At 46.0% G+C, this 25,880-nt stretch carries 25 protein-coding genes; 11 read left to right on the forward strand and 14 right to left on the reverse strand.

What is annotated here, in order from left to right; translation table 11 throughout:
- Window positions 1-137: 137 nt before the first annotated feature.
- The 4 genes from ED312_RS05945 (at window position 138) to ED312_RS05960 (ending at window position 4,910) form a co-directional block, all read left to right on the forward strand.
- A complete protein-coding gene (locus ED312_RS05945; protein WP_123215090.1) occupies window positions 138-1,436 on the forward strand; it encodes a RagB/SusD family nutrient uptake outer membrane protein in 1,299 nt (432 codons plus the stop codon).
- 25 nt (window positions 1,437-1,461) lie between these two features.
- A complete protein-coding gene (locus ED312_RS05950) occupies window positions 1,462-2,382 on the forward strand; it encodes a phosphodiester glycosidase family protein (protein WP_123215091.1) in 921 nt (306 codons plus the stop codon).
- Between the two features lie 27 nt (window positions 2,383-2,409).
- The gene (locus ED312_RS05955; protein WP_123215092.1) at window positions 2,410-3,726 is read left to right on the forward strand and encodes an IPT/TIG domain-containing protein; all 1,317 of its coding nucleotides are present in this window, start codon (window positions 2,410-2,412) and stop codon (window positions 3,724-3,726) included.
- A gap of 92 nt (window positions 3,727-3,818) precedes the next feature.
- Window positions 3,819-4,910 (forward strand): SGNH/GDSL hydrolase family protein, encoded by a 1,092-nt coding sequence (locus ED312_RS05960; protein ID WP_170164453.1) that lies wholly within the window; start codon window positions 3,819-3,821, stop codon window positions 4,908-4,910.
- Between the two features lie 127 nt (window positions 4,911-5,037).
- Here the strand turns inward: ED312_RS05960 and ED312_RS05965 are convergent, their stop codons facing one another.
- The 6 genes from ED312_RS05965 to ED312_RS05985 all read right to left on the reverse strand — a co-directional run bounded on the left by ED312_RS05965 (window position 5,038) and on the right by ED312_RS05985 (window position 10,248).
- Window positions 5,038-6,345, reverse strand: a complete 1,308-nt coding sequence (locus ED312_RS05965) for an erythromycin esterase family protein (protein WP_206363208.1) — start codon at window positions 6,343-6,345, stop codon at window positions 5,038-5,040.
- Window positions 6,346-6,370: 25 nt separating this feature from the next.
- Window positions 6,371-6,991 carry a phosphoribosyltransferase gene (locus ED312_RS05970; protein WP_123215094.1) on the reverse strand — a complete coding sequence of 207 codons (621 nt, stop codon included), beginning with the start codon at window positions 6,989-6,991 and terminating at the stop codon, window positions 6,371-6,373.
- Between the two features lie 102 nt (window positions 6,992-7,093).
- Window positions 7,094-7,525, reverse strand: coding sequence for a DUF2188 domain-containing protein (locus ED312_RS05975; RefSeq protein WP_123215095.1), 432 nt, complete (start codon window positions 7,523-7,525; stop codon window positions 7,094-7,096).
- A gap of 211 nt (window positions 7,526-7,736) precedes the next feature.
- Complete coding sequence (locus ED312_RS24480; protein WP_394342851.1) at window positions 7,737-7,847, reverse strand: Hsp20 family protein; 111 nt, start codon at window positions 7,845-7,847, stop codon at window positions 7,737-7,739.
- A gap of 1 nt (window position 7,848) precedes the next feature.
- Window positions 7,849-8,199: an Hsp20/alpha crystallin family protein gene (locus ED312_RS05980; protein ID WP_240643035.1), complete on the reverse strand. Its 351-nt coding sequence runs from the start codon at window positions 8,197-8,199 to the stop codon at window positions 7,849-7,851.
- Between the two features lie 762 nt (window positions 8,200-8,961).
- Complete coding sequence (locus ED312_RS05985; protein WP_123215096.1) at window positions 8,962-10,248, reverse strand: PQQ-dependent sugar dehydrogenase; 1,287 nt, start codon at window positions 10,246-10,248, stop codon at window positions 8,962-8,964.
- A gap of 476 nt (window positions 10,249-10,724) precedes the next feature.
- Between ED312_RS05985 and ED312_RS05990 the strand changes: the two genes are divergently transcribed.
- Together ED312_RS05990 and ED312_RS05995 are read left to right on the forward strand one after the other, a co-directional pair.
- Window positions 10,725-11,258 (forward strand): Crp/Fnr family transcriptional regulator, encoded by a 534-nt coding sequence (locus ED312_RS05990; RefSeq protein WP_170164454.1) that lies wholly within the window; start codon window positions 10,725-10,727, stop codon window positions 11,256-11,258.
- 31 nt (window positions 11,259-11,289) lie between these two features.
- Complete coding sequence (locus ED312_RS05995) at window positions 11,290-12,189, forward strand: cyclase family protein (protein WP_123215098.1); 900 nt, start codon at window positions 11,290-11,292, stop codon at window positions 12,187-12,189.
- A 158-nt stretch (window positions 12,190-12,347) separates the two neighbouring features.
- Here ED312_RS05995 and ED312_RS06000 read toward each other — a convergent pair whose 3' ends face one another.
- Window positions 12,348-13,307 (reverse strand): PhoH family protein, encoded by a 960-nt coding sequence (locus ED312_RS06000; protein WP_123215099.1) that lies wholly within the window; start codon window positions 13,305-13,307, stop codon window positions 12,348-12,350.
- A 261-nt stretch (window positions 13,308-13,568) separates the two neighbouring features.
- Between ED312_RS06000 and ED312_RS06005 the strand changes: the two genes are divergently transcribed.
- The 3 genes from ED312_RS06005 (at window position 13,569) to gldG (ending at window position 16,975) form a co-directional block, all read left to right on the forward strand.
- Entirely contained in the window at window positions 13,569-14,399 is an 831-nt protein-coding gene (locus ED312_RS06005) for an SAM hydrolase/SAM-dependent halogenase family protein (RefSeq protein ID WP_123215100.1), read from the forward strand.
- Window positions 14,400-14,439: 40 nt separating this feature from the next.
- Complete coding sequence (gldF, locus tag ED312_RS06010) at window positions 14,440-15,159, forward strand: gliding motility-associated ABC transporter permease subunit GldF (RefSeq protein ID WP_123215101.1); 720 nt, start codon at window positions 14,440-14,442, stop codon at window positions 15,157-15,159.
- A 133-nt stretch (window positions 15,160-15,292) separates the two neighbouring features.
- The gene (gene gldG, locus ED312_RS06015) at window positions 15,293-16,975 is read left to right on the forward strand and encodes a gliding motility-associated ABC transporter substrate-binding protein GldG (protein WP_123215102.1); all 1,683 of its coding nucleotides are present in this window, start codon (window positions 15,293-15,295) and stop codon (window positions 16,973-16,975) included.
- Window positions 16,976-17,170: 195 nt separating this feature from the next.
- Here gldG and ED312_RS06020 read toward each other — a convergent pair whose 3' ends face one another.
- Window positions 17,171-17,911 (reverse strand): CDP-alcohol phosphatidyltransferase family protein, encoded by a 741-nt coding sequence (locus ED312_RS06020; protein WP_123215103.1) that lies wholly within the window; start codon window positions 17,909-17,911, stop codon window positions 17,171-17,173.
- Between the two features lie 258 nt (window positions 17,912-18,169).
- Between ED312_RS06020 and lnt the strand changes: the two genes are divergently transcribed.
- The gene (lnt, locus tag ED312_RS06025; protein WP_123215170.1) at window positions 18,170-19,762 is read left to right on the forward strand and encodes an apolipoprotein N-acyltransferase; all 1,593 of its coding nucleotides are present in this window, start codon (window positions 18,170-18,172) and stop codon (window positions 19,760-19,762) included.
- A gap of 66 nt (window positions 19,763-19,828) precedes the next feature.
- Here lnt and ED312_RS06030 read toward each other — a convergent pair whose 3' ends face one another.
- From ED312_RS06030 to ED312_RS06045, 4 genes are all read right to left on the reverse strand, one after another.
- Window positions 19,829-20,557, reverse strand: coding sequence for a head GIN domain-containing protein (locus ED312_RS06030; RefSeq protein ID WP_123215104.1), 729 nt, complete (start codon window positions 20,555-20,557; stop codon window positions 19,829-19,831).
- A 135-nt stretch (window positions 20,558-20,692) separates the two neighbouring features.
- Entirely contained in the window at window positions 20,693-22,459 is a 1,767-nt protein-coding gene (locus tag ED312_RS06035; RefSeq protein WP_123215105.1) for a PspC domain-containing protein, read from the reverse strand.
- Window positions 22,452-22,796: a PadR family transcriptional regulator gene (locus ED312_RS06040; protein ID WP_123215106.1), complete on the reverse strand. Its 345-nt coding sequence runs from the start codon at window positions 22,794-22,796 to the stop codon at window positions 22,452-22,454. Before ED312_RS06040 ends, ED312_RS06035 begins: the two co-directional genes overlap by 8 nt.
- Before the next feature lie 63 nt (window positions 22,797-22,859).
- Window positions 22,860-23,330 carry a DUF4870 domain-containing protein gene (locus ED312_RS06045; RefSeq protein WP_123215107.1) on the reverse strand — a complete coding sequence of 157 codons (471 nt, stop codon included), beginning with the start codon at window positions 23,328-23,330 and terminating at the stop codon, window positions 22,860-22,862.
- A gap of 261 nt (window positions 23,331-23,591) precedes the next feature.
- Between ED312_RS06045 and ED312_RS06050 the strand changes: the two genes are divergently transcribed.
- Window positions 23,592-24,044: a DUF4442 domain-containing protein gene (locus ED312_RS06050; protein WP_123215108.1), complete on the forward strand. Its 453-nt coding sequence runs from the start codon at window positions 23,592-23,594 to the stop codon at window positions 24,042-24,044.
- 305 nt (window positions 24,045-24,349) lie between these two features.
- Here ED312_RS06050 and ED312_RS06060 read toward each other — a convergent pair whose 3' ends face one another.
- Both ED312_RS06060 and alr read right to left on the reverse strand, forming a co-directional pair.
- A complete protein-coding gene (locus tag ED312_RS06060; RefSeq protein ID WP_123215110.1) occupies window positions 24,350-24,670 on the reverse strand; it encodes a DUF962 domain-containing protein in 321 nt (106 codons plus the stop codon).
- Between the two features lie 58 nt (window positions 24,671-24,728).
- Window positions 24,729-25,880: an alanine racemase gene (alr, locus tag ED312_RS06065; protein WP_123215111.1), complete on the reverse strand. Its 1,152-nt coding sequence runs from the start codon at window positions 25,878-25,880 to the stop codon at window positions 24,729-24,731.

The raw sequence follows: 25,880 nt of genomic DNA on the forward strand, positions 1-25,880 counted from the left end.
GAACTCGTGAAACCTGACGTAGTGGTTCAGCATGGCTCATCTTCGATCTCCATTTGACCTGCTGGAAACAACTGCGGAGCATATCAATGAACATTGCCGGGAAATAAACAATAAGTGAATTAAATAAAAAAGAACAGATGAAATCACTTGCAAAGATATTCCTTATAACAACGGTCCTTCTTTCCGCTTCGTGCAATAACGAGCTCGACCTGTATCCCAGGTCTGCCGTTTCCTCGGACACGGAATTGACGGAAAAGGACGTGGAAACCTTTTTAATAGGTGTATATAATTCCGTGCAAAACAACCCCCGCCGGGAATCCTATATCCTCGGTGACCTTCTCGGGGGCGATCTTAACAGTGGCGGGTCTACCAACGGTGGAGGGACCAATGCTTTTATCAGCAATATCCTCCGGCCCGAACATTCCGTGGTAAACAATACCTGGTCGGGCTATTTTGCAGCACTCTACCAGGTAAATACCCTTCTCAAGAGCCTTGAGGCCCTGCCTGCAAACGAACGCCTCGAAGAAGTAAAGGGTACCGCCCACTATTTCCGGGGGTATCTGTATTACAACCTGGTGACCAGGTACGGAGGCGTTCCCATACTCCGGGAAAACACTTTGGAAAAACTACCCAGGAATTCCGAAGAAGAAGTATGGCGGTTTATCGAAGAAGAACTGGAAACGGCGATATCCCGGGCCCCCTCATTCGGACAGGGGATCGGGGGAGATTTTTATTTTGTTTCTTCAGAAGCGGCCATTGCCCTCATGGCCAGGGTCAAACTGGCGCAGGGAAAAAGAGAAGAGGCTGCAGCACTGGCAGAACAACTGATCAGTTCTCCGGTCTTCCAACTGGATGATTTTAACAAGATATTCCGTAAACAGGGCAATACGGAGGTGATTTTTGCTTTTGAGAACCTGACGGAAGAATCCGGTATTACCCTTTCTACCTTGTTCTACACTTACGCCCACCCCCAGAGCGGGTCATATGTCTACAAACCCAATCCCCAGGCTATGGACATGTTTGAAAGCGGGGATCTGAGAGCCGGTATTTCAGTGGATACTTATGAGGGGCTGAATGTGGTGAACAAATATCCCAGCGGACAAACGGGAACAGATCCGGTGATCATCAGCAGGCTGGGCGAACTTTATCTCATCAGTGCGGAAGCGCAGGGATTGCAGGGCATAAACAGGCTGAACGAACTCCGGGAAGCCCGTGGCCTCGGCCCGGTAAGTGCTTCTTCGGAAGGTGAATACCTCGACCTTATCCTCGAAGAACGCAGAAGGGAACTGTTTGCGGAAGGCTTTCGCTGGTATGATCTCGTCCGCACCGGTAAAGCACAGTCCGTTATCGGCATCATGGACAGGGAAATCCTGCTGCCCCTTCCGGAAACAGAGCTGCTGCTCAATGAAAACCTTACCCAAAATCCCAGTTATTAATCCAGAAACATAAAAAATATACATTATGAATACTTATATCAAACATTATATCTCCTTATTCCTGTGCGTTTTCCTGATGCTGTCTACGGCCAGCTGCCAGAACGATGACGATACCTCTGTAATTGTTGCCAGAGAATATGCCCCGCTGACCCAAACCCTTTTAGAAAATACCGAACTGGTAAGTAAGGTCTTTAAGGATACTACTTTTGTTGTGGCCCCCGGTGTGGAAGAAACCGATATCCATTACCTGTCCATGAAAGGGCTTACCATGCGTATTTTTATACTGAAGGCCGATATGGCACGACAGGATGTATCCCTTGAGCCCCTTACACCTTACGGTAGTACGGGTTATGCCATGCAAACCGTGCCCGACATGCTGAAATGGTTTGATGTTCCCGGGCAAAAAGCCGTTGCGGCCATCAATGCCGATTTCTTTAACATGACTACGGGCGAACCCCGCGGCATTGTCCATATTGAGGGGGAAGCCGTCCGTACAACACCATTGGCGGGCAGGTCTTTTTTCGGAACTACTAAGAACGGTGAGATCATCATCGCCCATACCGACGACTATCCGGAAATGCAGGACCGGCTGCAGGATGCCCTGGGCGGAGGTGACCTGCTGATCAAAAATCATATCCGGACAGCCATCACCAACGAGGATGTGCACCCCCGGACCGCAGTAGGCCTCACGGCTGATAATGTGTTGTATTTCATCGCTATTGACGGAAGGCAGTTCGACTATTCCAACGGCATGACCTTAGCTGAAATTACCGACGTTTTTGAGGCACTCGGGGCCAAAGATGCTGCCAATCTCGACGGGGGCGGCTCTACCACTTTCGTAACCCTGCATTCACTTGCGGACGTATATCATATACGCAACAGGCCTTCTGACGGCGAACCAAGGCCCGTAGGAAACGGATGGGCTATTACCGTATCCGAACAGTAATCCGTTAAACCGAGAAAAACAAAAGGCATGAAAAATATATATCTGTTATTCACCCTGGCGCTGACCGTTCTGTTCAGTGCCTGTAGTTCCGATGACGATACACCGGAAAGGGACCGCTCCCCGATGGTTATGTCCGTTTCTCCCGGACAAGGTATGGCCAGTGACATCATTACGATCCACGGGCGTAATTTCAGCCCGGTAAGGGCACAAAACAAGGTTACCTTTAACGATGCCGAAGCCGTAGTGCTGGAAGCCTCGGAAACCAGACTGGAAGTCGTGGTACCCGAAGGCGAAGGGCAGGGCGAAATTAAAGTGATAGTAAAGGACCTGCCGGCTTCCGGTACCTTGCCGGCTTTCAGCTATATTGCCCCGCAGGAAGTCTATATGGTAACCACCCTTGCCGGAAGCCTGGAATACGGTCTGGCAGACGGGGAGGGGACCGCCGCCCGCTTTCGGAACCCGGAAGGTGTGGCCATGGCTCCGGACGGTACTATTGTGGTTACGGACAGGACGAACAACAGCATACGACGGCTCACTCCCGGGGGTACGGTGACCACTATTACCGGAAACGGTACCAAGGGCCATACGGACGGACCGGCGGACCAGGCCCTGCTCAACTACCCGTGGCGTTCCTGCGTGGACAAGGAAGGGAATATCTACGTCGCCGACAGGGACAACCATGCCATCCGGAAAATCAGTACGGATGGTATGGTGAGTACAGTGGCGGGCACAGGAGTCAGGGGGGGTAAAGATGGCCCTGCTTCGGAAGCACAGTTCAACCAGCCCATTGATGTGGATATCGATGAGGAGGGTAATCTCTACGTAGCCGATAATATCAATCACCGTATCCGCAAGATCACTCCGGACGGGATGGTAAGCACGGTTAGCGGGTCGGTATCCGGATTTAAAGACGGGAACGTATCTGATGCCCTTTTTGCCAATCCTTCCGGTATCAGCCTCGATACTGAAGGAAATATCTATGTGGCCGATCGTTTTAACCACCGGATACGAAAAATAACCACAAACGGTGAGGTGACCACCATAGCCGGAAAAGGAGATGTCGGTGCCGCAGACGGTGATGCCCTCAGCGCACAATTCAATAACCCTTATGGCCTTGATGTAGCGGAAAACGGGGCTATTGTGATAGCCGACCTGTCTAACCACAAGGTACGGCTCATCTCCGAAGGTAATGTGACTACGATAGCCGGGACTTCTTCCGGTTTTCTTAACGGAGCAGGCTTTACGGCAAGATTTTCCAATCCTACGGACGTCGCCATCTCAGGAGAGGTTATTTACGTCGCTGACCTGGGAAACCACTTGGTAAGAAAGATAACCAGGGAATAGCCCCTGCAGGAAACCGGAGTATCCGGCTCCGGTTCCCTGTTTTTATACCTCTTTGCTTTCTTCCGGAAAAAGTTAACCTGATGGACTTCCTTATGAAAAACACCAGAATTATCTTCGGCATTGCCGTATTCCTATGTATGATGCCATCTGTAACCGGCCAGGAAAAACAAGCCAGGTACACCAACGGAAGTGAACTTACCGTTCTGGGTATTTCAGGAGCGGGAGATCCTGTTTCTTTTCACAGGGTAGATTCCGCCAATCTCAACGGTCTTCCTTCAACCGTAAAAAAACTGGCCAAAAACCCTGCGGGCGCTGCTATCCTGTTCAGGACAGATTCGCGGTTCATCAAGGTGAAATGGAGACTCGAAAACTATAAGATATGGTGGAACATGAGCCCTTTGACGGTTAACGGAACAGACCTTTACGGGTGGAACGGTAAATCCTGGCAATATGTAGCATCCGCAAGGCCTTCGGATGCTGAAAATGAAACCGTGGTCATTCGCAATATGGACGGGAAAATGCGACATTATATGATGTACCTCCCGCTGTATTCCACCCTGAAATCTATTGCCGTAGGTATTGAAAACGGAGCTACCATTCAAAAAGCCGATCCGGAATTCCTTCCGGAGCACAGGATCGCCATTTATGGTTCCAGCATTACGCAGGGAGCCTCGGCATCAAGGCCGGGAATGGCATATCCGTCTGTAATCGGCAGGGCATTGAATGCGGAAGTTTATAATTTCGGTTTCAGCGGATCGGGAAAAATGGAACCAGGTGCGGCCGATTTCCTCAAAAAATCGGATGCGGATGTCTATATTCTGGATTGTGTTCCGAATCCATCGCCGGAAGAGATCAGAAGCAGGACGGTACCTTTTGTAAAAAGACTGCGTAAAGCACAGCCGGATACCCCCCTGGTCATGGTGGAAAGTGTATTCCGCGAGCACGGACACTGGGACCTGGAAACGGGAAAACGCGTAAGAGCACAGAACCGCGCTTTTCATGATGCCTATAAACAACTCATAAACAGCGGAGAGAAAAACCTCTATTACATTCGGGGAGATGAACTGACCGGGAGTGACCATGAAGCTACGAGTGACGGCACCCATCTTTCGGATATAGGCCACCATCGTATGGCACAACACCTTATCCCGGTCATCAAAAAATTACTGAGAACGGGGAAGTGATAGTCAGGGGTGATCCGGAAGTTGCTTTCATGAATGTTATTACCGGTAACGAAGCTTTTATACAAGAATTTTCAGCTCAGCTCCGGGTTGCGACGGAATTATTTTCTTTGTCCGCTCGATGTCCTTGTTATATTCCCCAGGGGTAGGTTTCGGGCATTTGTAAGCTATCGGGTTCGATAAGTAAGGGGTGGAGGGCTTCCGTCTTGTCAAGATGAATAAACGCCTCGTAGCGTTCCGGAATGATACTCGGCACATAATTTCCGTATTCGTAATCCGGATCATATACCACACCAATGGCGCGGTGACCGACTGGTGATACCAGGTGCTTAAGATCCCTTGAAAAAAGGAGTTTATCATGGGCCCCTGCCCCGTGTAACAGGTGTTCCCAGCTGCCTTGCCTTGCCCTGGGCATGCGCATTCTTTTCATGGGGGCTCCCCAGTTACGGCCCGCCATTACATTTCCTTCATAAGAGCCGAAACCTATCCGGTATACCCCTTCTTTATGATGTTCTTCCTTTAGTAACTGGCCTATGTTGATAAGTCCTGTTTGCTTCATATCCGTTGCCCTGGCATCACCAATATGCGTATTGTGTTCCCAGATGATTATTTTAGCATCCGGGCCATGAAATTTCATCAACCTGTTTACGGTGTCAAACATGTGACGGTCACGGATGTTCCATGTGAATTCGCCTCCCTTGAGCATGGTTTGGTAATACTTTTCTGCGTTCACGGCTACAAGGGCGTTTTGTTCTGCACTGAAAGCCCCTTCGGGGTCCTTGTCAAACCAGGGCATACGGTTCCTGATATTAACCAGAAGATCTTCGACTTCCTTTTCACAGGAAGAAGGAATGCCATAACTCCTCTCGGCATAAGAAAATCCTTCTTTTACGTTAAAAGGTTCGAAACAGTCCATTGCTTCCTGTACGACTTGAAGTGCCCCGGGATCTTTTTCCTCCAGGTATGCAAAAATCGCATCCATTGATTCCCATAGGCTGTAAACGTCCAGGCCATAAAATCCTATCTTGCCGGAAGACCGTCCGGAGTTGTACTCGCGCAGCCATTCTGCCAGTGCCACAATTTCCCAGTTTGCCCACATCCAGGTAGGCCAGCGGTTAAATGCTTTGAGTATATCTTTGGCGCTTTCGCCTGAATTTTCATAGCCTTTGATATAACGGTTCAGGCGATAGCAATCAGGCCAATCGCCTTCAACGGCGATCATCGAAAAATTTTTTTCCCTGATCAGCCGCTTACTGATATGCATTCGCCAGGTATAATATTCGTGTGTACCATGACTTGCCTCGCCCAATAAAACGAATCTTGCCTCGCCGATTTCGCTTAAGAGCACATCGAGATCGGTATCTGTCTCCAGCGGATGGGAGACCTCTTTTATCAGTTGTTCAATATCGGTATGTATATGTTTTGTAACCTGATCCATTTTCCTGTTTTTTGAGTAGATATTCCTAAAAACGGTTAGTATTCGCAAGCAATAGCTTTACTTCTTCATCGCTTACCTGGGTAAAATCGGTATAATGCAGACCTACGCCGAGAAAAGACGCGGGGGTAAACAGACAGATAAAATCATCTGCCTGTTGCCTGATTTTTTCAGCAGTTTCACGAGGAGCAACGGGGAGGGCTACTACAATTTTTTTTGGTTTTTTCCTCCTGAGCATTTTAATGGCGGATATAATGGTATTACCGGTGGCCGCACCATCGTCAACAATAATCACGGTCTTGTTTTCTACGGAAGAGGGGGGATGGCCACCTGTGAAAGTCTTGTATCGCTCCCTTAATGATTGACGGATACTTTTTACCTGGCTGTCAATATAAGATTGTGGCATGTAATGTTCATCGATAATATGATCTTCCGGGGTCACAGCCCCTATGGCAAATTCGGGATGAGCGGGATGACCGATTTTTTTTGCCATAAGCAGATCAAGTGGCAGATTGTAAGTTTTGGCAATTGGACTGGCAACGGGAACTCCGCCACGGGGAATAGCCATGACCACGCTCTCTTCTTTCCCGTATTTCTTCAGAAGCGGGACCAGTTTGTGCGCTGCATCATTCCTGTTTTTAAAAACCATAATATTTTTAATTTGCCGGGGAATCAGTTTTTTGAAGGGACAGCCGGAAGGTCTTTTAAGCCGGATCTTTTACCGGCCGGATATATGTATTCCACGTAGGGGCTAACCTTTGTTTTTCGGATTATATGAAATTCTTTTTTCTATTTTCCCCGTTTTCCGCTGTATGGTCAATGTACCGTTAACTTCCTTAGTTTCGCGGCGTGCCTGTTTAACTGCTTCCTGCTTGGTATGAAAAACCTTTTCCACTTTTTCCCTTCCTTCCACTTTAATGGCCCATTCTTTTTCATAAGGGATCACATAGCGATCCTGGCCATGTACTTTAACATCGGTACGCTTTGATTTTTCGGGATTATCTGTTTTTTTACCATGTTCGGCTGCCCAGTCTTTGGCTCTGCTGATGGCAGTAGCTATTGCGATTCCTTCCTCCATCTTACGGTCTTCAAGTAGTGCATTGGCTATTTCAATAGCTTTATTACGCACCGCAGCCGGGAGATTCTTCATCGAATTCGGATAATCTGTTTTTGTCCAGGGCATAACTCTCCGTTTTTGTATTTCTTCTGTTCTTTCCGGTCTTTAACCCGGGCGTCCGGGAAGATATGAAAGCCCATATCATCAAAGACCAGGGTATTTACGGTGAGGTTTTTCCGGAAGAATGGTTGGCAACTGCTTTATTTCTACAGGCAATTTCTTGGCTGTAAAAACTTTACAAGCCGGGAAAAACAGGTGTTAATCCCGGCTGTTATGATCAGGTCACCGAAATCTCCTTTTTCGGTTTGGATACGGTTACTTCCTTTTTAGGAATGACTATCTCCAGCATGCCATTATCGTATTTTGCACTGATGTCGTTTTCCTCCACATTATCCGGTAAGGTAAAACTGCGGGAAAAACTGCTGTACAAAAACTCCCTGCGGGTATAATTTCTTTCTTCCTTCCTTCTCTTTTTCTTCTTCCTTTTCACTGCTTATTGTAAGAATACCATTTTCGATATCCACTTTAAAATCTTCCTTGTTCATGCCGGGCACGGACAGGTCGAGTTTAAATTCCTTGTCGGTTTCACTGATATTTACAGGTGGCCCTCCCATATCCGTACTAAAGAGATCATCGTCCGGATCGAACAAGGGGGGAGTGAAGAGCCGGTTGGCAAAAAAGTCGTTCAGGGAAGGAAATAACCCGCTGTTTCCATTTCTTCTTTTCGTCAATTGTGTCATAGTTGTCAAATTTTAAGGTTACTTCTGAAATCAAAAAATGTTTCCGGAGACCGAAAAATTGAACTCATTCTGCACCAGAGTAGGAAAGCACCAAAGAAAATGATTTCAGGTCTTTTAGTCTCCGGGCTTTATCTCAATACTATTCCATCTACTTATTATGGACAATAACGTCTATCAAATTTAAGATTTGTAATGCACAATCTCAACTTATAACAGTTAATTAGCAAAAGAATAACTTTTTTTATTAAAATGTTAATTTCTAAATATTTGCACGCTGTAAAAGCCATTCCGAATGCCTCTGAAATTCCACAGTTACGTGCTCCAAAAAAGCCTTATCGGGAGAATACCCGGATCACTAACCCGGTTGATGATAATCCCGACCGGGTAGACATTGTCCGCTGTGTCTGATGGCAAAGATATTTTGCTGGTTCATCGTTGACCGATTCGTTCATACATGGTTGTACCGAAACGCGCTGATCCTGGCAGGAAATAGTGCTTGCAGCCGTGGCGATCCTTTATTTTGACCATTTCCCAAAAATGGCGTTTATACCAATACCATCCATTACCCGTATGAAGGTAGTCGGGTGACAGCCATCTGAGTAACGTCGCTTACCTTACTGAATGATTTCATATCGTCCGCATGAAGGAGTTTCACATAGTAAGAAAACCGGCCTGAAATCACATTCCCTACATTCCGCTCTGTTCGGCAATGCTATTCTGCTCAACATCTGGCTTTGGTATCGCCCGTCGGGATACTGAAGATTACTTGTTGGCGCTGACCCGCCATATAATACCGGCCTCATCGTCATTCACCAGGAGATCGCCTGCGGGAGTCACGGCAACACCAACCGGACGCCCATAAACTTCACTTTTGTTATCGTTGGCAATAAACCCGGTAAGAAAATCTTCCGGCGGTTGGGGTTTTCCGCCCTTAAAAGGGATAAAAACCACTTTATAGCCACTAAAGACAGATTTGTTCCAGGAACCGTGCTGGCCTACAAATGCGCCGTTTCTGTATTTTTGAGGAAAGGCCTCAGCATCATAAAAGGTGAATCCCAGGGAGGCAGTATGGTTGCCCAGGGGCACATCGGGGACGATGGCCTTTTCCATCAGCTCCAGGTGGGGATCATCTTTCCAGCGCGGATCAGGGATTTGTCCGAAGTATGAATACGGCCATCCGTACCATCCTCCTTCCTTAACACTGGTGGCATAATCGGGTACCAGCCCGTCGCCCAGCTCATCCCGTTCGTTTACTGCGGTCCATAGTTCACCTGTCACCGGATTCCAGTCCATGCCCACGGGATTGCGTAGTCCCGAAGCGTAAACCCTTTTTTCACTTCCGTCAGGATTTACTTCAAAGATCAGTGCCCTGCCTTCTTCTTTTTCCATACCCTGCTCGCCGGCATTACTGGCCGAACCTACTGAGATATATATCTTGCTTCCGTCGGGATTGCTGATGATATTGCGGGTCCAGTGGTTGTTGTAGCCGCTTGCAGAAAGCTCCATGATCTTTTCGCCCCCGGCTTCCAGTTTGGTAGCTCCTTTAGTGTAAGGGTAGCGGTAGAGCCCGTCCGTATTGGCTACATAAAAGTAATCGTTCAAAACCAGCATTCCCAAGGGCTGATTAAGGTTTTCCAGGAATACTTTGCGTAAATCAGGATTACCGTCCCCATTGGTATCGCGCAATAAGGTAATTCGGTCCGCACTGTTTTTAGTATCGGCTTCCGCTACAAAATAATCGCCATTAGGTGCCACATAGGTCCAGCGCGGACTGTCCAGGTCAGTAGCAAAGCGGGAGACCGTAAAGCCTTCCGGTGCCCGGGGACCCTGGTTTTCTCCCCATTCCACCAATTTACTCTCTTTAGTTACTGATTTCGTAGCATATGGTGGCGGGAGCACAATATTGCCCACCGCAGTGGTAACGGTTACCGAATCGCTCGCCCGGACAACTTCTTTCTTTTCCTCCTTGGAAAGCTTTTTCTCGTTTTTGCAACTGCCGAAAACAAAAAAGATCAGCAGTATGCTTATAGATATTACAGGTGTTTTCATCGGTTTAATTTTTATGGTTTTTATGGGACAAACAGAACCTTTAGCCATTTAAAATGATTATCCCTTATAGGGTTAATTATTCTTCTAAACATGTCAGTTTCAGGATCTGTTTAATTTTAATAATATAATGAATTTCTATGGTTTAAGTGTGCTTCAACATCCGGATTAATATATTTTTAACGCTTATTTCTTTTTTGTAATTTCCATGATCTCCGGTTGGTTTTTATGTGTGGAAGGGAAAATAAAAACATCACTTTTCTGTGAATGTGAAATAAAGAAGGCAGTCGGATTATATGTTTTTTAAGATGTAATATGTCCTTATAAATAGATTTAAAAAAAATGTACATTGCACTTATAATTGTGTCGGCAGAAATTCTGGCACCCACAGCAAGTTTTTAATGACATCTGACTTCAATCCGTTATTTCAGAAAATAATTTCACTATTCGATTTGTCGGATGGTGAAAAAGAATTGCTTATGGCTGAGGCAACACTTTCGGCTGTGCCTAATGAAGCATTTTTAATAAAAGAAAACACTCCGGTCACCGGGCTGTATTTTTTACAAAAAGGGATGGTAAGAAGCTTCTACACCAAAGACCATAGGGAAATTAATACCGAATTTTTCTTCGAAAATAATTTTTTCACGGCATTGGCAGGTTTTCTAACAGGTGAAAAGACCAGGCTTAATTTTCAATGTCTGGAAGATTGTGAGGTGGTGACCATACCCAAAACAGCCATAGACCGGTTATTGAACCGGGATAATAAATGGTACAGGCTTACCCATAAGATATTGGAAGAGGAATTTATTAAAAAATGCAGGAGAGAAAGTTCATTTTTACTACATAATGCTGCTGAACGTTATTTTTATTTCCTTTCCCGGTTTCCCAAAGCAGAAACCAGGATTCCTCTTTTTCATATTGCATCCTATCTGGGCCTGAGCCCGGAAACCTTAAGCCGCATCAGAACAAAAAGGATCGGACAAATTGATATAGGTCAAGTGGATAAGATTTGAGGTTTATGATCTTTGCCGTAAAACAATTCATATGGATAAAAGAGTAAAATTCGATTTTGAAATATACTTCACTAACGGGGGGAGTATAAAAGGCGAGGATTTCAGGCTCGATATTACGGGCAATGATATTTCGGACAGGGAACTTGCCGACTATATCGTAGAAGACCTGCGGTTGCTTATGGTGGGGCGTACCAAAATACTCAACAAGGAAATTTTCGCCGAACCTCATAAAAGAGTGCCTGTAAACACAAAAACGGAAGGGGACCTTCTTATTGATCTAAGCCATACCATCGAAGATGGGCTTATTACATATAAAGGTTTACCTGCCCCTGTTATTTGCGATTATCTAAGCAGGGAAGATTCCAGGTCGTATTATGAGGAAGGCACGGAATTTCAGATCGGTAAAATTGAAATGGTTACCAATACGGGCACTTATATCGATTGTCCCTTTCACCGCTTTGAAAACGGAAAAGACCTGGCCGAGACCGGCCTGGCCTGTTTTACGGATTTGGAGGCTACCGTCATTAAAGTTCCTTTCGAAAAAACTCTGGCAATAACAGAAGAGCACCTCAGAAATTACGAAATCAGGAACAGGGCCGTGCTTATCAATACCGGTTGGGACAGGTATTGGAAAACAGACCGGTATTTTGAAAACCACCCGTACCTGACAGAAGGAGCTGCACAATATCTGAAGGATTGCAGTGTAAAACTTGTGGGGATAGACGCTCATAACATAGACAATACAACAGGGAGAACCAGGCCCGTACATACCATACTGTTAGGATCGGAAATATTGATCGTTGAACACCTTTGCAATTTACACTTACTGCCCCCGGATGGGTTTACCTTCAGTGCCGTTCCGCCAAAATTCAAAGGCGTTGGCACTTTTCCCGTCAGGGCCTTTGCTTCTGTCAGGAAAAACTTCCGTTAACAAACCGTTCATAATGCCCCCGGTGGTTTCGGTATGACAACCCGAAGGTTACCCTCAGATACCTCTTTTATGTGTAAAGTGGAATGGAGAAGGAGAAAATTCCGATGCATTGAGGGAGCTGAGCAATTTTCGGAGAAAAGCATATCGAAACCACCGTTTCAACTATTACTGTGTTCGATCTCTTTGTAGGCTTCAATAATATTTTTTACCAGCCTGTGGCGTATCACATCCTTGTCATCCAGGTAAACCATGCCTATACCGTTGATGTCTTTCAGGACAAGCAGGGCTTCTTTCAACCCGGAGATCACCCTTCTGGGCAGGTCTATTTGTCCCGGGTCGCCCGTAATCATAAACTTGGCATTTTTTCCCATCCGGGTGAGGAACATTTTCATCTGGGCATGGGTAGTATTCTGGGCTTCATCGAGAATAACAAAGGCGTTGTCCAGTGTACGGCCACGCATAAAGGCCATAGGGGCAATTTGTATGATACCGGTTTCGATGTAGTTCTGTAATTTTTCCGCGGGGATCATGTCGCGCAGGGCATCGTAGAGCGGTTGCATATACGGATCGAGTTTCTCCTTGAGGTCTCCCGGTAAGAACCCGAGATTTTCCCCGGCCTCTACGGCGGGCCTGGTGAGGATGATACGCTTTACCTGTTTTTCTTTCAATGCTTTTACTGCCAGGGCCACCCCCGTATAGGTTTTCCCGGTACCGGCCGGGCCTATGGCAAAGACCATATCGTTATTTTTCATCATGTCCACCAGGCGCTGCTGGTTTACGGTCTGGGCCTTGATAAGCCTGCCGTTTACCCCGTGAAGCAACACCTGTGCATTTTCAAGCATGGGCGATTCATAAGCTTCTTTATCGTCGCTGGTAAGGATGCGTTCTATGGTGTTCTCGTCCAGTTTGTTGTACTTTCCGAAATACATGACCAGCATGTCCAGGCGTTTGTCAAATTCTTCCAGTAGTTCTTCGTCGCCATAAGCTTTTATTTTGTTGCCACGAGCCACGATCTTTAATTTAGGGAAATATTTTTTGAGCAGTTCGATGTTGATGTTTTGCTCGCCGAAGAATTCTCTCGGGCTGATCTCGGTAAGTTCTACTACTATTTCGTTCAAAAGCTATTGAATTTGATTAATCTTTATATTCACTTTCCGGGAGAAGGGCCGGGTCGCCGCAGCGCGAACCATATCGGGGTTTCCACTTCTCAAAACGATGACTATTCTTCTCTAAAGATACTACAAAAAAGTGTGCTTTGCTATAGGGTTTATCCCCTACTTTTTTAGTACGTTTGTGCTTCATATACCCCTTAAAGAGATAAAAGCGTAACAAGATTATTTTCTTGCTAATTTACACAAAAAAAGCGTCGGTACTATTTTATGGCTATAATAAGTTTAACTACGGATTTCGGGGAGAAAGACCACTTTGCAGGGGCCATCAAAGGAGCTATTTACAGTGAAACAGAAGACGTGAAAATTGTGGATATATCGCATTCCGTGAGTCCGTTTAATGTACAGGAAGCAGCATATATCCTGAAAAATGCCTATAAAAATTTCCCGAAAGGAAGTATTCATGTTTACGGTGTGGATTCCGAACGCCATCCGGAGAACCGGCATATAGCCGTTTTGCTGGATGACCATTATTTTGTAGGGGCCGATAACGGCGTAGTGTCGCTTGTGGCAGGGGAAAGGATACCCGAGAAGATCGTGGAGATAAATATTTATAACGATCTGGATACCATTTTCCCCTCTATGGACGTTTTTGTTAAGGTTGCATGCCATATTGCAAGGGGTGGTACCCTGGAAGTGGTAGGGAAGCCTATAGCCGAACTGAAGTCCCTGAAAACATTTATCCCGATCGTTAATACGGAGCAGGACCTGGTGACCGGACATGTGATTTATGTGGACAACTACGGAAATGTGGTGACGAATATTTCCAGGCAGTTGTTCGAAAATATCAGGAAGGGGAGGGACTTTGAGCTGTATGCCCGCAATTACCGGTTCGAAAAAATATATAATAAATACAGTGACATTGTCAATTTTGCCGTGGAAAAGCCCAAACGTGACGACGACGGCCGGCGGCTGGCGGTCTTTAATTCGGCCGGTTATGTGGAACTCGCCATTTACCGCAGTAACCTCGAAACGGTAGGAGGGGCATCCAGCCTTCTCGGACTGAGTTACCGGGATGTGGTGACGATACGGTTTTTATAATGCGGAACACATGGTTCCGGGATGGAATTGAATCTTAAATATGTTCGCAATATTTAAAAAAGAAATAACCTCATTTTTTGCTTCTCCCGTAGGATACCTGGTCCTTGCCATATTCCTGGTGCTGAACGGATTGTTCCTGTGGGTGTTTGGTGGGGAATACAATATACCGGACTCCGGTTTTGCGGATCTCACCGCATTTTTTAAGCTCGCGCCCTGGATATTGTTGTTCCTTATCCCCGCAGTGACCATGAAAAGTTTTTCCGATGAAAAAAAACTGGGCACGCTGGAACTTTTGTTTACCCGTCCCTTGAATACCTGGCAGATCGTCCTGGGTAAATATGCCGGGGCATTTATCCTTGTGGTCATAGCCCTGATTCCCACCCTGCTGTATGTACTTACGGTATGGAAACTGGGAAACCCGGAAGGTAATCTCGATACGGGCAGCACATTAGGTTCTTATTTCGGGCTGCTTTTCCTGGTACTGTCTTATACCGCTATCGGCATTTTTGCCTCGACCCTGTCCGAAAATCAGATCGTAGCTTTCCTGGTGTCCGTATTTGTGTGTTTCCTCTTTTATTACGGTTTTGAGGGGCTCTATGTGTTAGGGCTGGGAGAAAGCATTTCAGCCCTGGGGATGAAGGCGCATTTCGACAGTATCGGCAGGGGCGTTCTGGATACACGCGATATCATTTATTTCCTGTCCGTCGCTTTCTTTTTTCTGTTTGTCACCGTAGTCAGGCTGAAAGGCAGTCGCGATTGATGATAAAGATAAATGAAATAATATACCAACGGATAAATGAATAAAAAATAACAATATCAAAAAAATACCAATCTCTTCCCGAGGGAGGAGATGCCGCAGGCAGAGGGGGTGTAACCTGCCAGCATAGACTCACATGAACAAGAAAAACATTTTACATATTACCGGGATTCTGCTGCTGCTCATTGCAGTGCATTACCTTTCAGCAATATTCTACGACAGGTTCGACCTTACGCACGACAAGCGTTATACACTTTCCGAAGCTTCGTTAAAACCCCTGGAACGGGCGGAAGCACCAATTTTTATTGATGTTTTCCTAGGAGGGGACCTTCCGCCTCAATTCCGTAAACTGCGGGATGAGACCAGGCAGATCCTCGAAGAATTTGCTGCCGGAAACAGAAATATACAGTTCAACTTCGTCAATCCGCTGGAGGATGAAGAAAACTCCGGTGCCATTATACGCGAATTACAGTCCATAGGCCTTACTCCACTGAACTTTTCCGAGGAAAAAGGAGGGAAGGTTTCCAGGGAAATTCTCTTTCCGTGGGCGCTGGCCAATTATGGTAATCGGAGTGTCCGGGTACCCCTCCTCAAAAACAAGCTCGGGGCCACGGATGAAGAGCGGGTCAGGAACTCGGTACAGCAACTGGAATATGTATTTGCAGATGCTTTTGCCAAACTGACCATCAAAAATAAGCAAAACATAGCTGTACTGAAAGGTAACGGTGAGTTGGACGATATTTATATGGCCGATTTCCTGACCACCCTCCGCGACTATTACAACCTCGCCCCCTTTACGCTCGATTCGGTCGCTGTTTCCCCGAAAAAGACGCTCCGGGAACTGAGAAAGTACGATATGATACTGGTAGCCAAGCCTACCGAACCCTTTTCGGACGAAGAAAAATCGGTGCTGGACCAGTATGTGATGCACGGCGGAAAATCGCTTTGGCTGATAGACCAGGTCCATGCGGAAATGGACAGCCTTTATAACGAATCCGGGAAGACTTATGCGCTTCCCCAGGACCTGAACCTGGGCGATATGTTCTTTTCCTATGGGGTACGGATAAACCCGGTATTGATCAATGATCTGTATTTTACCCAGATCGTCATGGCAACGGGAGAAGGCAGCGCATCCCGCTATGACCCTTATCCGTGGTATTATGCACCGATGGTGATCTCAGAAGACAATCATCCGGTAAACAATAATATTGAAGCAGTCCGTTTCGATTTTGCCAATGCTATGGATACCTTAAAAAATAATATCCGGAAAACAATATTGCTTAGCAGTTCGCCCCTCTCCAAAACCGTGGCAATACCGGCGGAAATTGATCTGGACATCATTACCAGGGAACCGGACAAGGCAAGTTATAACAACGGTAACCTACCACTGGCCGTGCTGCTGGAAGGCAAATTCAATTCCGTATATAAGAACAGGATAAAACCCCTCGACCTGGAAGACAACCGGGAAGAAGGAGAGGAAACCAAAATGATCGTTGTTTCGGATGGGGACCTTATCAAGAATCAGCTCAACAACGGCCGCCCCCTGGAGCTCGGATATGACAAATGGACGAATAATTTTTACGGGAACAAGGAATTCCTGAAGAACTGTATTAACTTCCTGCTGGATGAGAACGGACTGATCTACATCCGAAGTAAGGAAGTGACCATCCCGTTCCTCGACAAAGAAAAAGTTGCGGCGGAAGATACATTCTGGAAAGCCGTAAACCTCGGAGTGCCACTTGTGTTGCTTGCCGGGTTCGGTATCGTGTTTGCGTATATGCGAAAGCGGAGATATGCCTGGGTAAGGCCCCCGGCATAACCGATTGGCCACTGAAATAACACAACATATACCTCTTAGTATTTCCAATAGACATGAGGATCGCCTGGGTTTCTGACAAAGTATAGTTGGGATTATCAGGTACCTGGTTACCGGTGTTGCCCGAATAACTTAACAACCGAAGAGCAATTTCCCCGCCTGCCGGAGGAGCAGGATGACTGCGGGCAATAAATACCGTTAATGCGATATGGATCTGCTGTTGGTGAGCAGGGATACTATAACGTATAACAGTATGATCACCGGGATTGCGGCAAACCGCATAATGGCCAGTAACAGGACACAAAGAACCAGAAAAATATATTTCACGGCATTTTCCCTGAATCCCCGGCTTTTGAATTTTAATGCGAACAGTTTTACCCGTGCGTTTAGCATGTAGCAACTCACGAAGGTAATGAATACAAGCACCCAGGTATTACGGATGACGGAAACGGTGATGTCATTTGCCTGGTAGGCCAGGATAAGGGGGAGCGAAAGAATGAACAGGGTATTGGCGGGTGTGGGGAGTCCTGTAAATGAGGTCTGCTGATCGTCATCGATATTGAATTTGGCAAGCCTGTAGGCAGATGCCAGAGGGATGAGCAAACCCAGGAAAGGAATAAATCCCGTAGGGGCGGAGAGGTCTATACTTATTCCCTGTCCCCACGAACCCGGATCCAGGCTCAGTTGCAGGAGATGATACATAACAATGCCCGGTACCACACCACTGGTAACCATATCCGCAAGAGAATCCAGCTGCAGGCCCATGTCGCTCTGTACTTGTAATTTTCTTGCTGCAAAGCCGTCAAAAAAGTCGAAAAAGATACCGAGAAATACAAAAAGGGCGGCGATTTCCGTACGTCCGGTCACAGCGAGGATCACCGCTATGGTGCCACAAAGCAGGTTGAGTAAGGTGAGTATGTTTGGAATATGTTTCTTCATCGGATAGAAAGTTTCGGTAAAAATACAAGTTTAACTGTACTTTAGTATAAGGATTGGTATGATTTAATACAAGTTTGGTGATATGCACTCTACATTCGGTATAGGGATTCGTATGATCTGATACAAATTAAGTTGAACCTGGTATAGATTAGTATAAAAGTAATTAGCATTATTTAATACGGGTTTCGTTAAACTTTGGTAACTTGGCCGTTTGTAGACGATAGCAAAAGGTTCGTACCGGACCGGAAATACAGTAAGATGACAAAAAACAATTTTCTCCTGGCCTTGTCTTCAGGCCTGTTACTGGCCGCCGGGTGGCCTGTAAACGGTATCCCCGTAATGCTGTTCGTAGCCTTTGTACCGTTACTGCTGGCAGAAAGGAACATCCGTACTTCCGAAGTCCGGAAAAAAGGGCTTAAGGTTTTCGGCCATGCCTATCTGGCTTTTGTAGTGTGGAATGCCATAACTACCTGGTGGATATGGTATTCGACAGCTTTTGGGATGACTTTTGCCATTCTGGTCAATTCCCTGCTGATGACCGTGGTGTTCTGGATATTCCACCTCGTAGCACGGAAACTGCCGCCAAAGATACACCTGGTGTTTCTTCCGGCGATATGGATGGCTTTTGAGAAGTTTCATCTCAACTGGGATTTCTCCTGGCCATGGCTCAATCTCGGTAACGGTTTTTCCGAATATCCCACCTGGATACAGTGGTATGAGTATACCGGGACTTTCGGAGGTAGCCTGTGGATATGGATCGTAAACATAGGTGTGTTCAAAACGGCAGTACATTTCATGCAGACAGGAGAGCGGAGCATCCTGAGACGGGGTATTGCAAAAAACGTACTGATAATTGCTGTTCCGGTAATCATTTCCCTCTTTATTTACGGGAACTACGAGATAGCGGATAAAAAGGCGGATATCGTGGTTTTACAACCCAACGTAGATCCTTACAGCGAGAAATACGGTATAAAAAACGAAGTAGTAGCCAGGAACCTGACAGAACTGGCAAAAGATTTTGTCGATACAAAGACCGATTACCTCATAGCCCCGGAAACGACACTTTCGGAAGGGGTGGACATAGACAGGTTTAAACGGTCCAGAGGAAAGGCCATATTGCAGCAGATGTCCGTACAGTACCCCGGCCTGCACATCATCACCGGGGCGGATTTTTACCGTGGTTACGGCCAGATCGAAAAACCGACACCAACGGCGAACAGGCTCGGGAGGGACGGATGGTTTGATGCTTATAACGCAGCTGTACAAATCGATAATACGGACAGTCTTCAATTTTATATCAAATCGAAACTGGTAGTGGGCGTGGAGAATTTTCCTTTTAAAAATGTTCTGGAGCCGCTTTTGGGGAATATAATGATCGACCTGGGCGGTACCGTAGCTTCCCGGGGGGTGCAGAAAGAACGATCTGTATTTACTTCGGAAAACGGGACAGCAGCCCCTATTATCTGTTATGAATCTATTTATGGCGAATTCGTTACGGCTTATGTGGATAAAGGTGCAGATTTCCTCGCCATCATCACCAACGATGGCTGGTGGAGCAATTCGCAGGGACATAAACAGCATCTCAGTTATGCGCGGTTACGCGCTATAGAAACCCGGAGGAGTGTTGCCCGCAGTGCCAACACGGGAATTTCCGCTTTTATAAACCCCCGGGGAGAAGTACTGCAAACCCTGCCTTATGAAACGAAAGGAGCCCTCCGTGGAGAAGTGGCCCTTAACGATAAACTTACTTTTTACGTAAAATATGGCGATTATATAGCCCGGATAGCTGTCATGATATCCGTTCTGCTCATACTGTATGCCCTTGGTAAGAAGAAATCAACAGGAATTTGAGATATGACTTGCGATTTCGGATTTACCGGAAAAACATGCTCGTAAACCGGAAATCAGGAGGTTTCCTCAGTTTTTTCTGACACTTCCGGATACCGATTTTCCCGCGGAAACAGATGCGGGATTGCCGGAGTAGCGGATATCCCCGCCACTGCTGGCGCTTGCTACGAGGTTTTTGGTCACATACAGGGACACATTTCCGCCGCTGCTCGCTTTGGCGTCACATTTTGCCACTTCCAGCTCGCCGGCTTTTAAAGAGCTTCCGCTGCTTGCCCTGGCATGCATGGAATTGGCCCGGCCTTTAATGCGGATATCCGAACCGCTGCTCGTATCGCAGGAGACATAATCGGCTTCCGTCTCCAGGCGAATAGCACTTCCGCTGGAAGATGTCAGTTCCAGTTTATCTGCTTTGAGCAGGTCTTCCACAAAGATATTGGCCCCGCTGGATGAAGCAATGGCGCTGACTTCCGGGGCACTTACATAGATTTTTTTGGATTTGGACCTACCGATGTTCTTATCCGTATATATATGCAGATCGTTACCCCGTACCTCGGTGCGGATAATGTCGAGCAGGTTTTCATCTGCTTCTACGGTGATGGAATGGGTCGGGTTCTGCCGGATATGGACCTCCAGGCCGTTACTTGCCTTTACAGCGGTGAATCCTCCGGAAACGGAGGCCGTTCTTTTTTCGGTTTGTACATTGCCGTTTCCGGATACTCCTACAATACTTCCGAACTGGCAGGAGGACAGAAAAAAGGAGAGAGCTGCTGCGATTAAGAATTTGACGATTGTGGTCATAACGTTTCGTTTTTTGGTTGATAGATAAATGATTTGATGGATGTCTTCTGTTATTATTTCTGTTACAAAACTGTAATATTCTTCATTGTCTTTATAAAATTTATGGCCGAGTTGTATTTTTTGGTTGATGAACTGTTATACTACGGTATCTTTTTTGTTTCCGGCCTTGATTCGTATTCCTCCTTTGTCTATTTTCATTTCGAAATTATCTCCGTTTTCATCTTTGATATCTATATCGATACCGTTGGAATCTATCCGGATCCTTTCGTCCTTATCGGGAGTCGTTTTTTCTTCGTCCAGTATTTCCTGCTCCTCACAATCCAGGCAGTGAAGCTCTTCTTTTCCCATTTTCCAGTAATGTCCCGGCAGGTCATAGCTGGAATATCCCATATTATTGGCATTTCTGTATCCCAGCTTTCTGCGAAGGGAAGGGGCCGGGTAAATAACCGTACCTTCGGGTATGGATAAAGTGACTTCCACTTCCTGTTCCCTGTACTTGTTTGCGTAATTGGTGAGCAGATAATCCGGGAAATACAGCGTATTGTTTTTCAGGGAAAAGTCATATTCTATTTCTGCTGCCTTTTCCCTGGCTTTCTCATAGCTGCTGCTTTCCGCACTCTTGTGTATTTTTACCCGTCCGAGGGAATCTTCCGAGGCGGTGAAATTGATCTTAATATCCTCCAGGTAGAGCTTTTTGTTACCGTTGTTCACGACAATATCAAAACGCTCGTTGTAATACCTGTCATCCCACGACCCGTAACTTTCCGCTTCTATCCGAAGGGTGTCGGAAATGGGATAGGAAAGTTGCCTGGTTTCCGTAGAGCTTGCGGTAAATGCCTTTTCCGTTGCCTGTTTGATCCCCATTACCGTAAGGCCGATCACTGAAATAAGCCAGAGAGCAAGCAGAACATATTTGGCTGTACTTCCTATGGATTTCAGGTTATTGACCAGTATTTTCAGCCCGAGAAGGAACAAGAAGAAGAAGGGTATGCCCACGGCAAAGAAAGTAAACAGCGATACCACCCAAACCGGAACTCCACTGGTGTTCAGCACTTCGATGTAGTGGGTCCAGGGACCTTCTATGAAACCTACGGAGCCCACGGTAAACAGCCCGATGAACAATCCTATGATAGTGGTTGCGGCACATATGATAAGGATAATGCCTATGAACTTGGCAAACACATTGACCAGTACAGTCATTACATCCCCCAGGAAGTCAAAGAAAGTCCTGGAGCTGGACTTTACCTTATTGCCCATTTTCTTATAATCCACATTCTTTACTTTCTCGGAAACTTCATCAAAGCCTTCCCGTACCTTTTTCTCTATGTTGCTGATGTTCACCGGCTCACCTTTCATGGCCAGTTTCTGAGAGGTCGTGGAAGCCTCGGGAACGAGTATCCAAAGGAGGATATAGATGAGGATACCGGAACCTACTCCCGCTACTACCAGAAATATCCATAGGAGACGTATCCATAAAGCATCCACCCCGAGATAATGCCCCAGTCCGGATGAGACCCCGCCGATGTATTTGTCATCCGGGTCACGGAAAAGTTTTTTGCTTGTCCTTTTCTGGTTTTGAGAGGTTGAGGAAGAGGATGAAGAAGGTTCCTGGTTCGGCTGATCTTCAAAGATCTCATCGTCCACGAGATAATCTTCCGGTTGTCCCATGATGGTAATAACTTCTTCAACCTCGGCCATACCTACGACCTGTCTTTCGTTCTGTATTTTTTCCGAAAAGAGTTCTGCTATACGTGCCTCGATATCGGCAATGATCTCGTCACGGCCCTGCGAGTCGGTAAAGGAACGCTTTATGGCATCCAGGTAGTCCCGGAGTTTTATATAGGCATCCTCGTCGATATGGAAGAAAAGTCCGCCCAGGTTTATATTTGTCGTCTTATTCATTGTCTGAGGTTTTTTGGCTTGTTACAATGGTTACTGCGTTATGTAATTCTTCCCAGGTGGAAGAGAGTTCGTTTAAAAATAATTTTCCCTTGTCGGTCAGGGCATAGTATTTACGCGGTGGTCCGGAAGTGGATTCCTCCCAGCGGTAATTCAGTAACCCTGCATTTTTAAGTCTTGTGAGCAGGGGATATATTGTTCCCTCTACCACAAGCATCTTTGCGTTTTTGAGAGTTTCCAGTATTTCAGAGGCATACTTGTCCTGGTCCCTTAGGATAGACAGGATACAGTATTCCAGAACTCCCTTCCGCATCTGCGCTTTTGTGTTTTCGATATTCATGAGTTCATAAGTGCTTTAATTAACTGTTCGTTTTTTGATGATGTATGATGATGTATGATGGACTTATTTAATGAAATTTATGGTTAACGGATACCGGTATGCTATACCCTCGTGTGCCCGCATGGCGGCAACGATAGTACAGATCACGTTAAAGAGGAAAAGACACAGGCACAGTATGCCATACACCCCCCAGAGTACAAAATGCTCACTGTGGTTAAAAATATTACGGAAACCGGTGTCTATGTTAATAGTATCGAAATCTGTAAGGGAATGGAAACCGATAAAATCCCATGTGGTGAAAAATGCCAGGGGTAAGACTGCGATTCCCAGTACAATGCTGTAAAGCAATATGCTCACCTGAAAATTAATGGCCTGTTTGCCGTGGTGCTCTACAAAAGGGGATGCTTTTTTATTGGACATCCACAATACAAGCGGCAGCAAAAAATTTCCGAATGGTACAATGTACTTGGAGAAAGTAGAAGCGTGTATAATAGCTGCTACATTTTTATGATTTTGAGTGATAGTCGATTCCATAACCTATTATTTTCTTATGCAAATATATATCTAAAAAAAGGTATTATGCAAAACATAGTACTATAAATTAACATTATATTAACATTTGTAATGATAGAATAACTTATTAATTATATGGTTGTTGCGCGTTTTTCCCGCGTTTTTCCGATGGGAATAGGTTTTGTGAGCGGGGAGCCGGTCCGGTTATGACGGGTAGTTTAATTGTTGCGGGAATATACCCGTAACGATATTTTCAATATCTTGTAACATAAAAAGGAATATATGAAAGCCAGCCCTAAAAAGTTGAATGTTTTTACCATGTTCAGGTTACCCTCGGCCTGGTGGTGCGGAGTTCGTGTGAGGTATATAGATGAAAAGGATTGTATAGTAACCGTCCGTCACCGCTGGATCAATCAAAACCCTTTTAATTCCATGTTCTGGGCTGTTCAGGGTATGGCGGCGGAACTGTCTACCGGGGCAATGGTAATAACCAAAATACAGGCAACCGGCAAGAAAATATCCATGCTGGTGGCTAATAACAATGCTAATTTCTCCAAAAAGGCTACGGGCAGGATTACCTTTACCTGTAACGACGGGGAGCGTATTGAAGAAGCCTTGCGGAAAACCCTTGAAACAGGAGAAGGGCAGACCTTCTGGATGCAGTCTGTAGGTACGGATGAGAAAGGGGACGTGGTTTCCACGTTTAATTTTGAATGGACGGTGAGGGCGAAGTAGTTCTGGAAGGACCGTCGGATTATGGAGTCCGGACGTTGACAAATGCTGTCGGATTTACGATGATATGTTTTCCCCGAAATTTAACAATTTCCAGATGAGGTTGCTCAGTGTTTTCCGAAGGAAAATGTAACGAAGCAACCTGGGTTTCGATACAGCGGCCTTCAGGCCGCTGCTCAACCACCTCTATACGGGCCGGATAATATGAAAAGGATTTAAAAAAGTCTATAGACAACGATACATAACCATAACTGAGGTTGCTGAGTGCCCAAGCGAAGCGGAGGGTGTACCGAAGCAACCGGGCATAATCAATCCCTGCTGCTGTCAAAAGAACGCTTTCCGCCAAGTATCTCAAAGAAAAGTTTAAAATCGGAGATCAGGCTCCAGAGGGGATATTTGAATGTAGCCGGTTTGTTTTTTTCGAAAAAAGCATGCCCGATCCACGCAAATCCGTAACCTACGACCGGAACGAGCAGCCATTCCCAGCCCCCGCCGGTAGCAATAAAAACAACAACCAGGACAAATACGAGGAAAGTACCGGTAAAATGGAGAATACGACTGGTTTTATTCCGGTGTTCCGTAAGGTAGAACCTGTAAAATTCCGGGAATGATTTTATTCTTTCTTCCATGGGAAAAACAGCTTGAAAGTGCTCTAAAAGATACGAAAAAACGATAAATGGTATATAATCAGTCAGTTATTTTTCTCGGGATGTTTTTGGAAAGCCTTGCCAGGAGTTCATAATTGAGCTGGTCACTATATTCGCTGAAGGATGCTACAGACATAGTGTCCTTCCCCTGAGTACCGATCATCATTACTTCATCTCCCTTTTTGAGGGTGGGAATTTCGGAGACATCAACGATCATCATGTTCATGCCTACGGTGCCGATGACCACACATCTCCTGCCATGTATCAGCACCCGTCCCTGGTTGCTGAGAGAACGGCTGTAGCCATGGGAATACCCGACGGGCACGACGGCGATTTTCATTTTCTGCCGGGCCATGAACGAAGTACCATAACCTATGAAATCCCCGGTTTTTACCTTTTTGATACTCATAACCTCACTTTTCCAGGTGATGACCCTGCAAAGCGGGTCGGTTTTGGTCTTTCGCTTGTTCAGGAAACTGACAAATGTTTCAGGGCTGGGCCACAGCCCGTATTGCATAATACCTATACGCACCATATCCATACGTGTTTCCGGATAGACCATAGCCGCGGCAGAGCATGCCGTATGGCATATTTCAGGGTCAAGTCCTTCCCCGCTGAACAGGCTGCGTACCTTTTTATAAACCCTTATCTGTTCTGTAACCCGGTAATGATTGGCTACACTTTCCGCTCCTGCGTAATGTGTGCATAACCCTTTGAATTCCAGATGATCCTTTTCTGTTTGTAATAGCCGTATTACCCCCGGGATTTCCCGAATACCGAAACCCGTACGGTTCATGCCGGTTTCAACCTCGATATGTATTCCTGCTTTTTTATGTAATCTTTTCGCCGCCTTAATGGCTTTTTGAAGCCGGTCCTTCTCAAAGACAAAAAAGGAGACCCCGTTGGCAATGGCCCAGGATATGGCATCGTCTTCCATAAATCCCATGATCATTACCTCCGTATTTTTTTTCGTGACCTCCTTTACCTTTCTGGCCTCGTCGGAATCGAAAACGGAAAAGTGATCTATACCGCAACGTGATGCCATATGAACGAATTCTTGTATGCCATGACCATAAGCATTGCCTTTGACCACAGAAGATATCCTGACGTCCCGGCCTAAAGTCCTTTTCAGGAAATGCAGGTTCTTTTTCAGTGCGGAAAGACTTAATTCTATGGTGGAATTAGTGTGCAT

The sequence above is a fragment of the Sinomicrobium pectinilyticum genome (assembly GCF_003725735.1).
GTDB classification, from domain to species: Bacteria; Bacteroidota; Bacteroidia; order Flavobacteriales; family Flavobacteriaceae; genus Sinomicrobium; species Sinomicrobium pectinilyticum.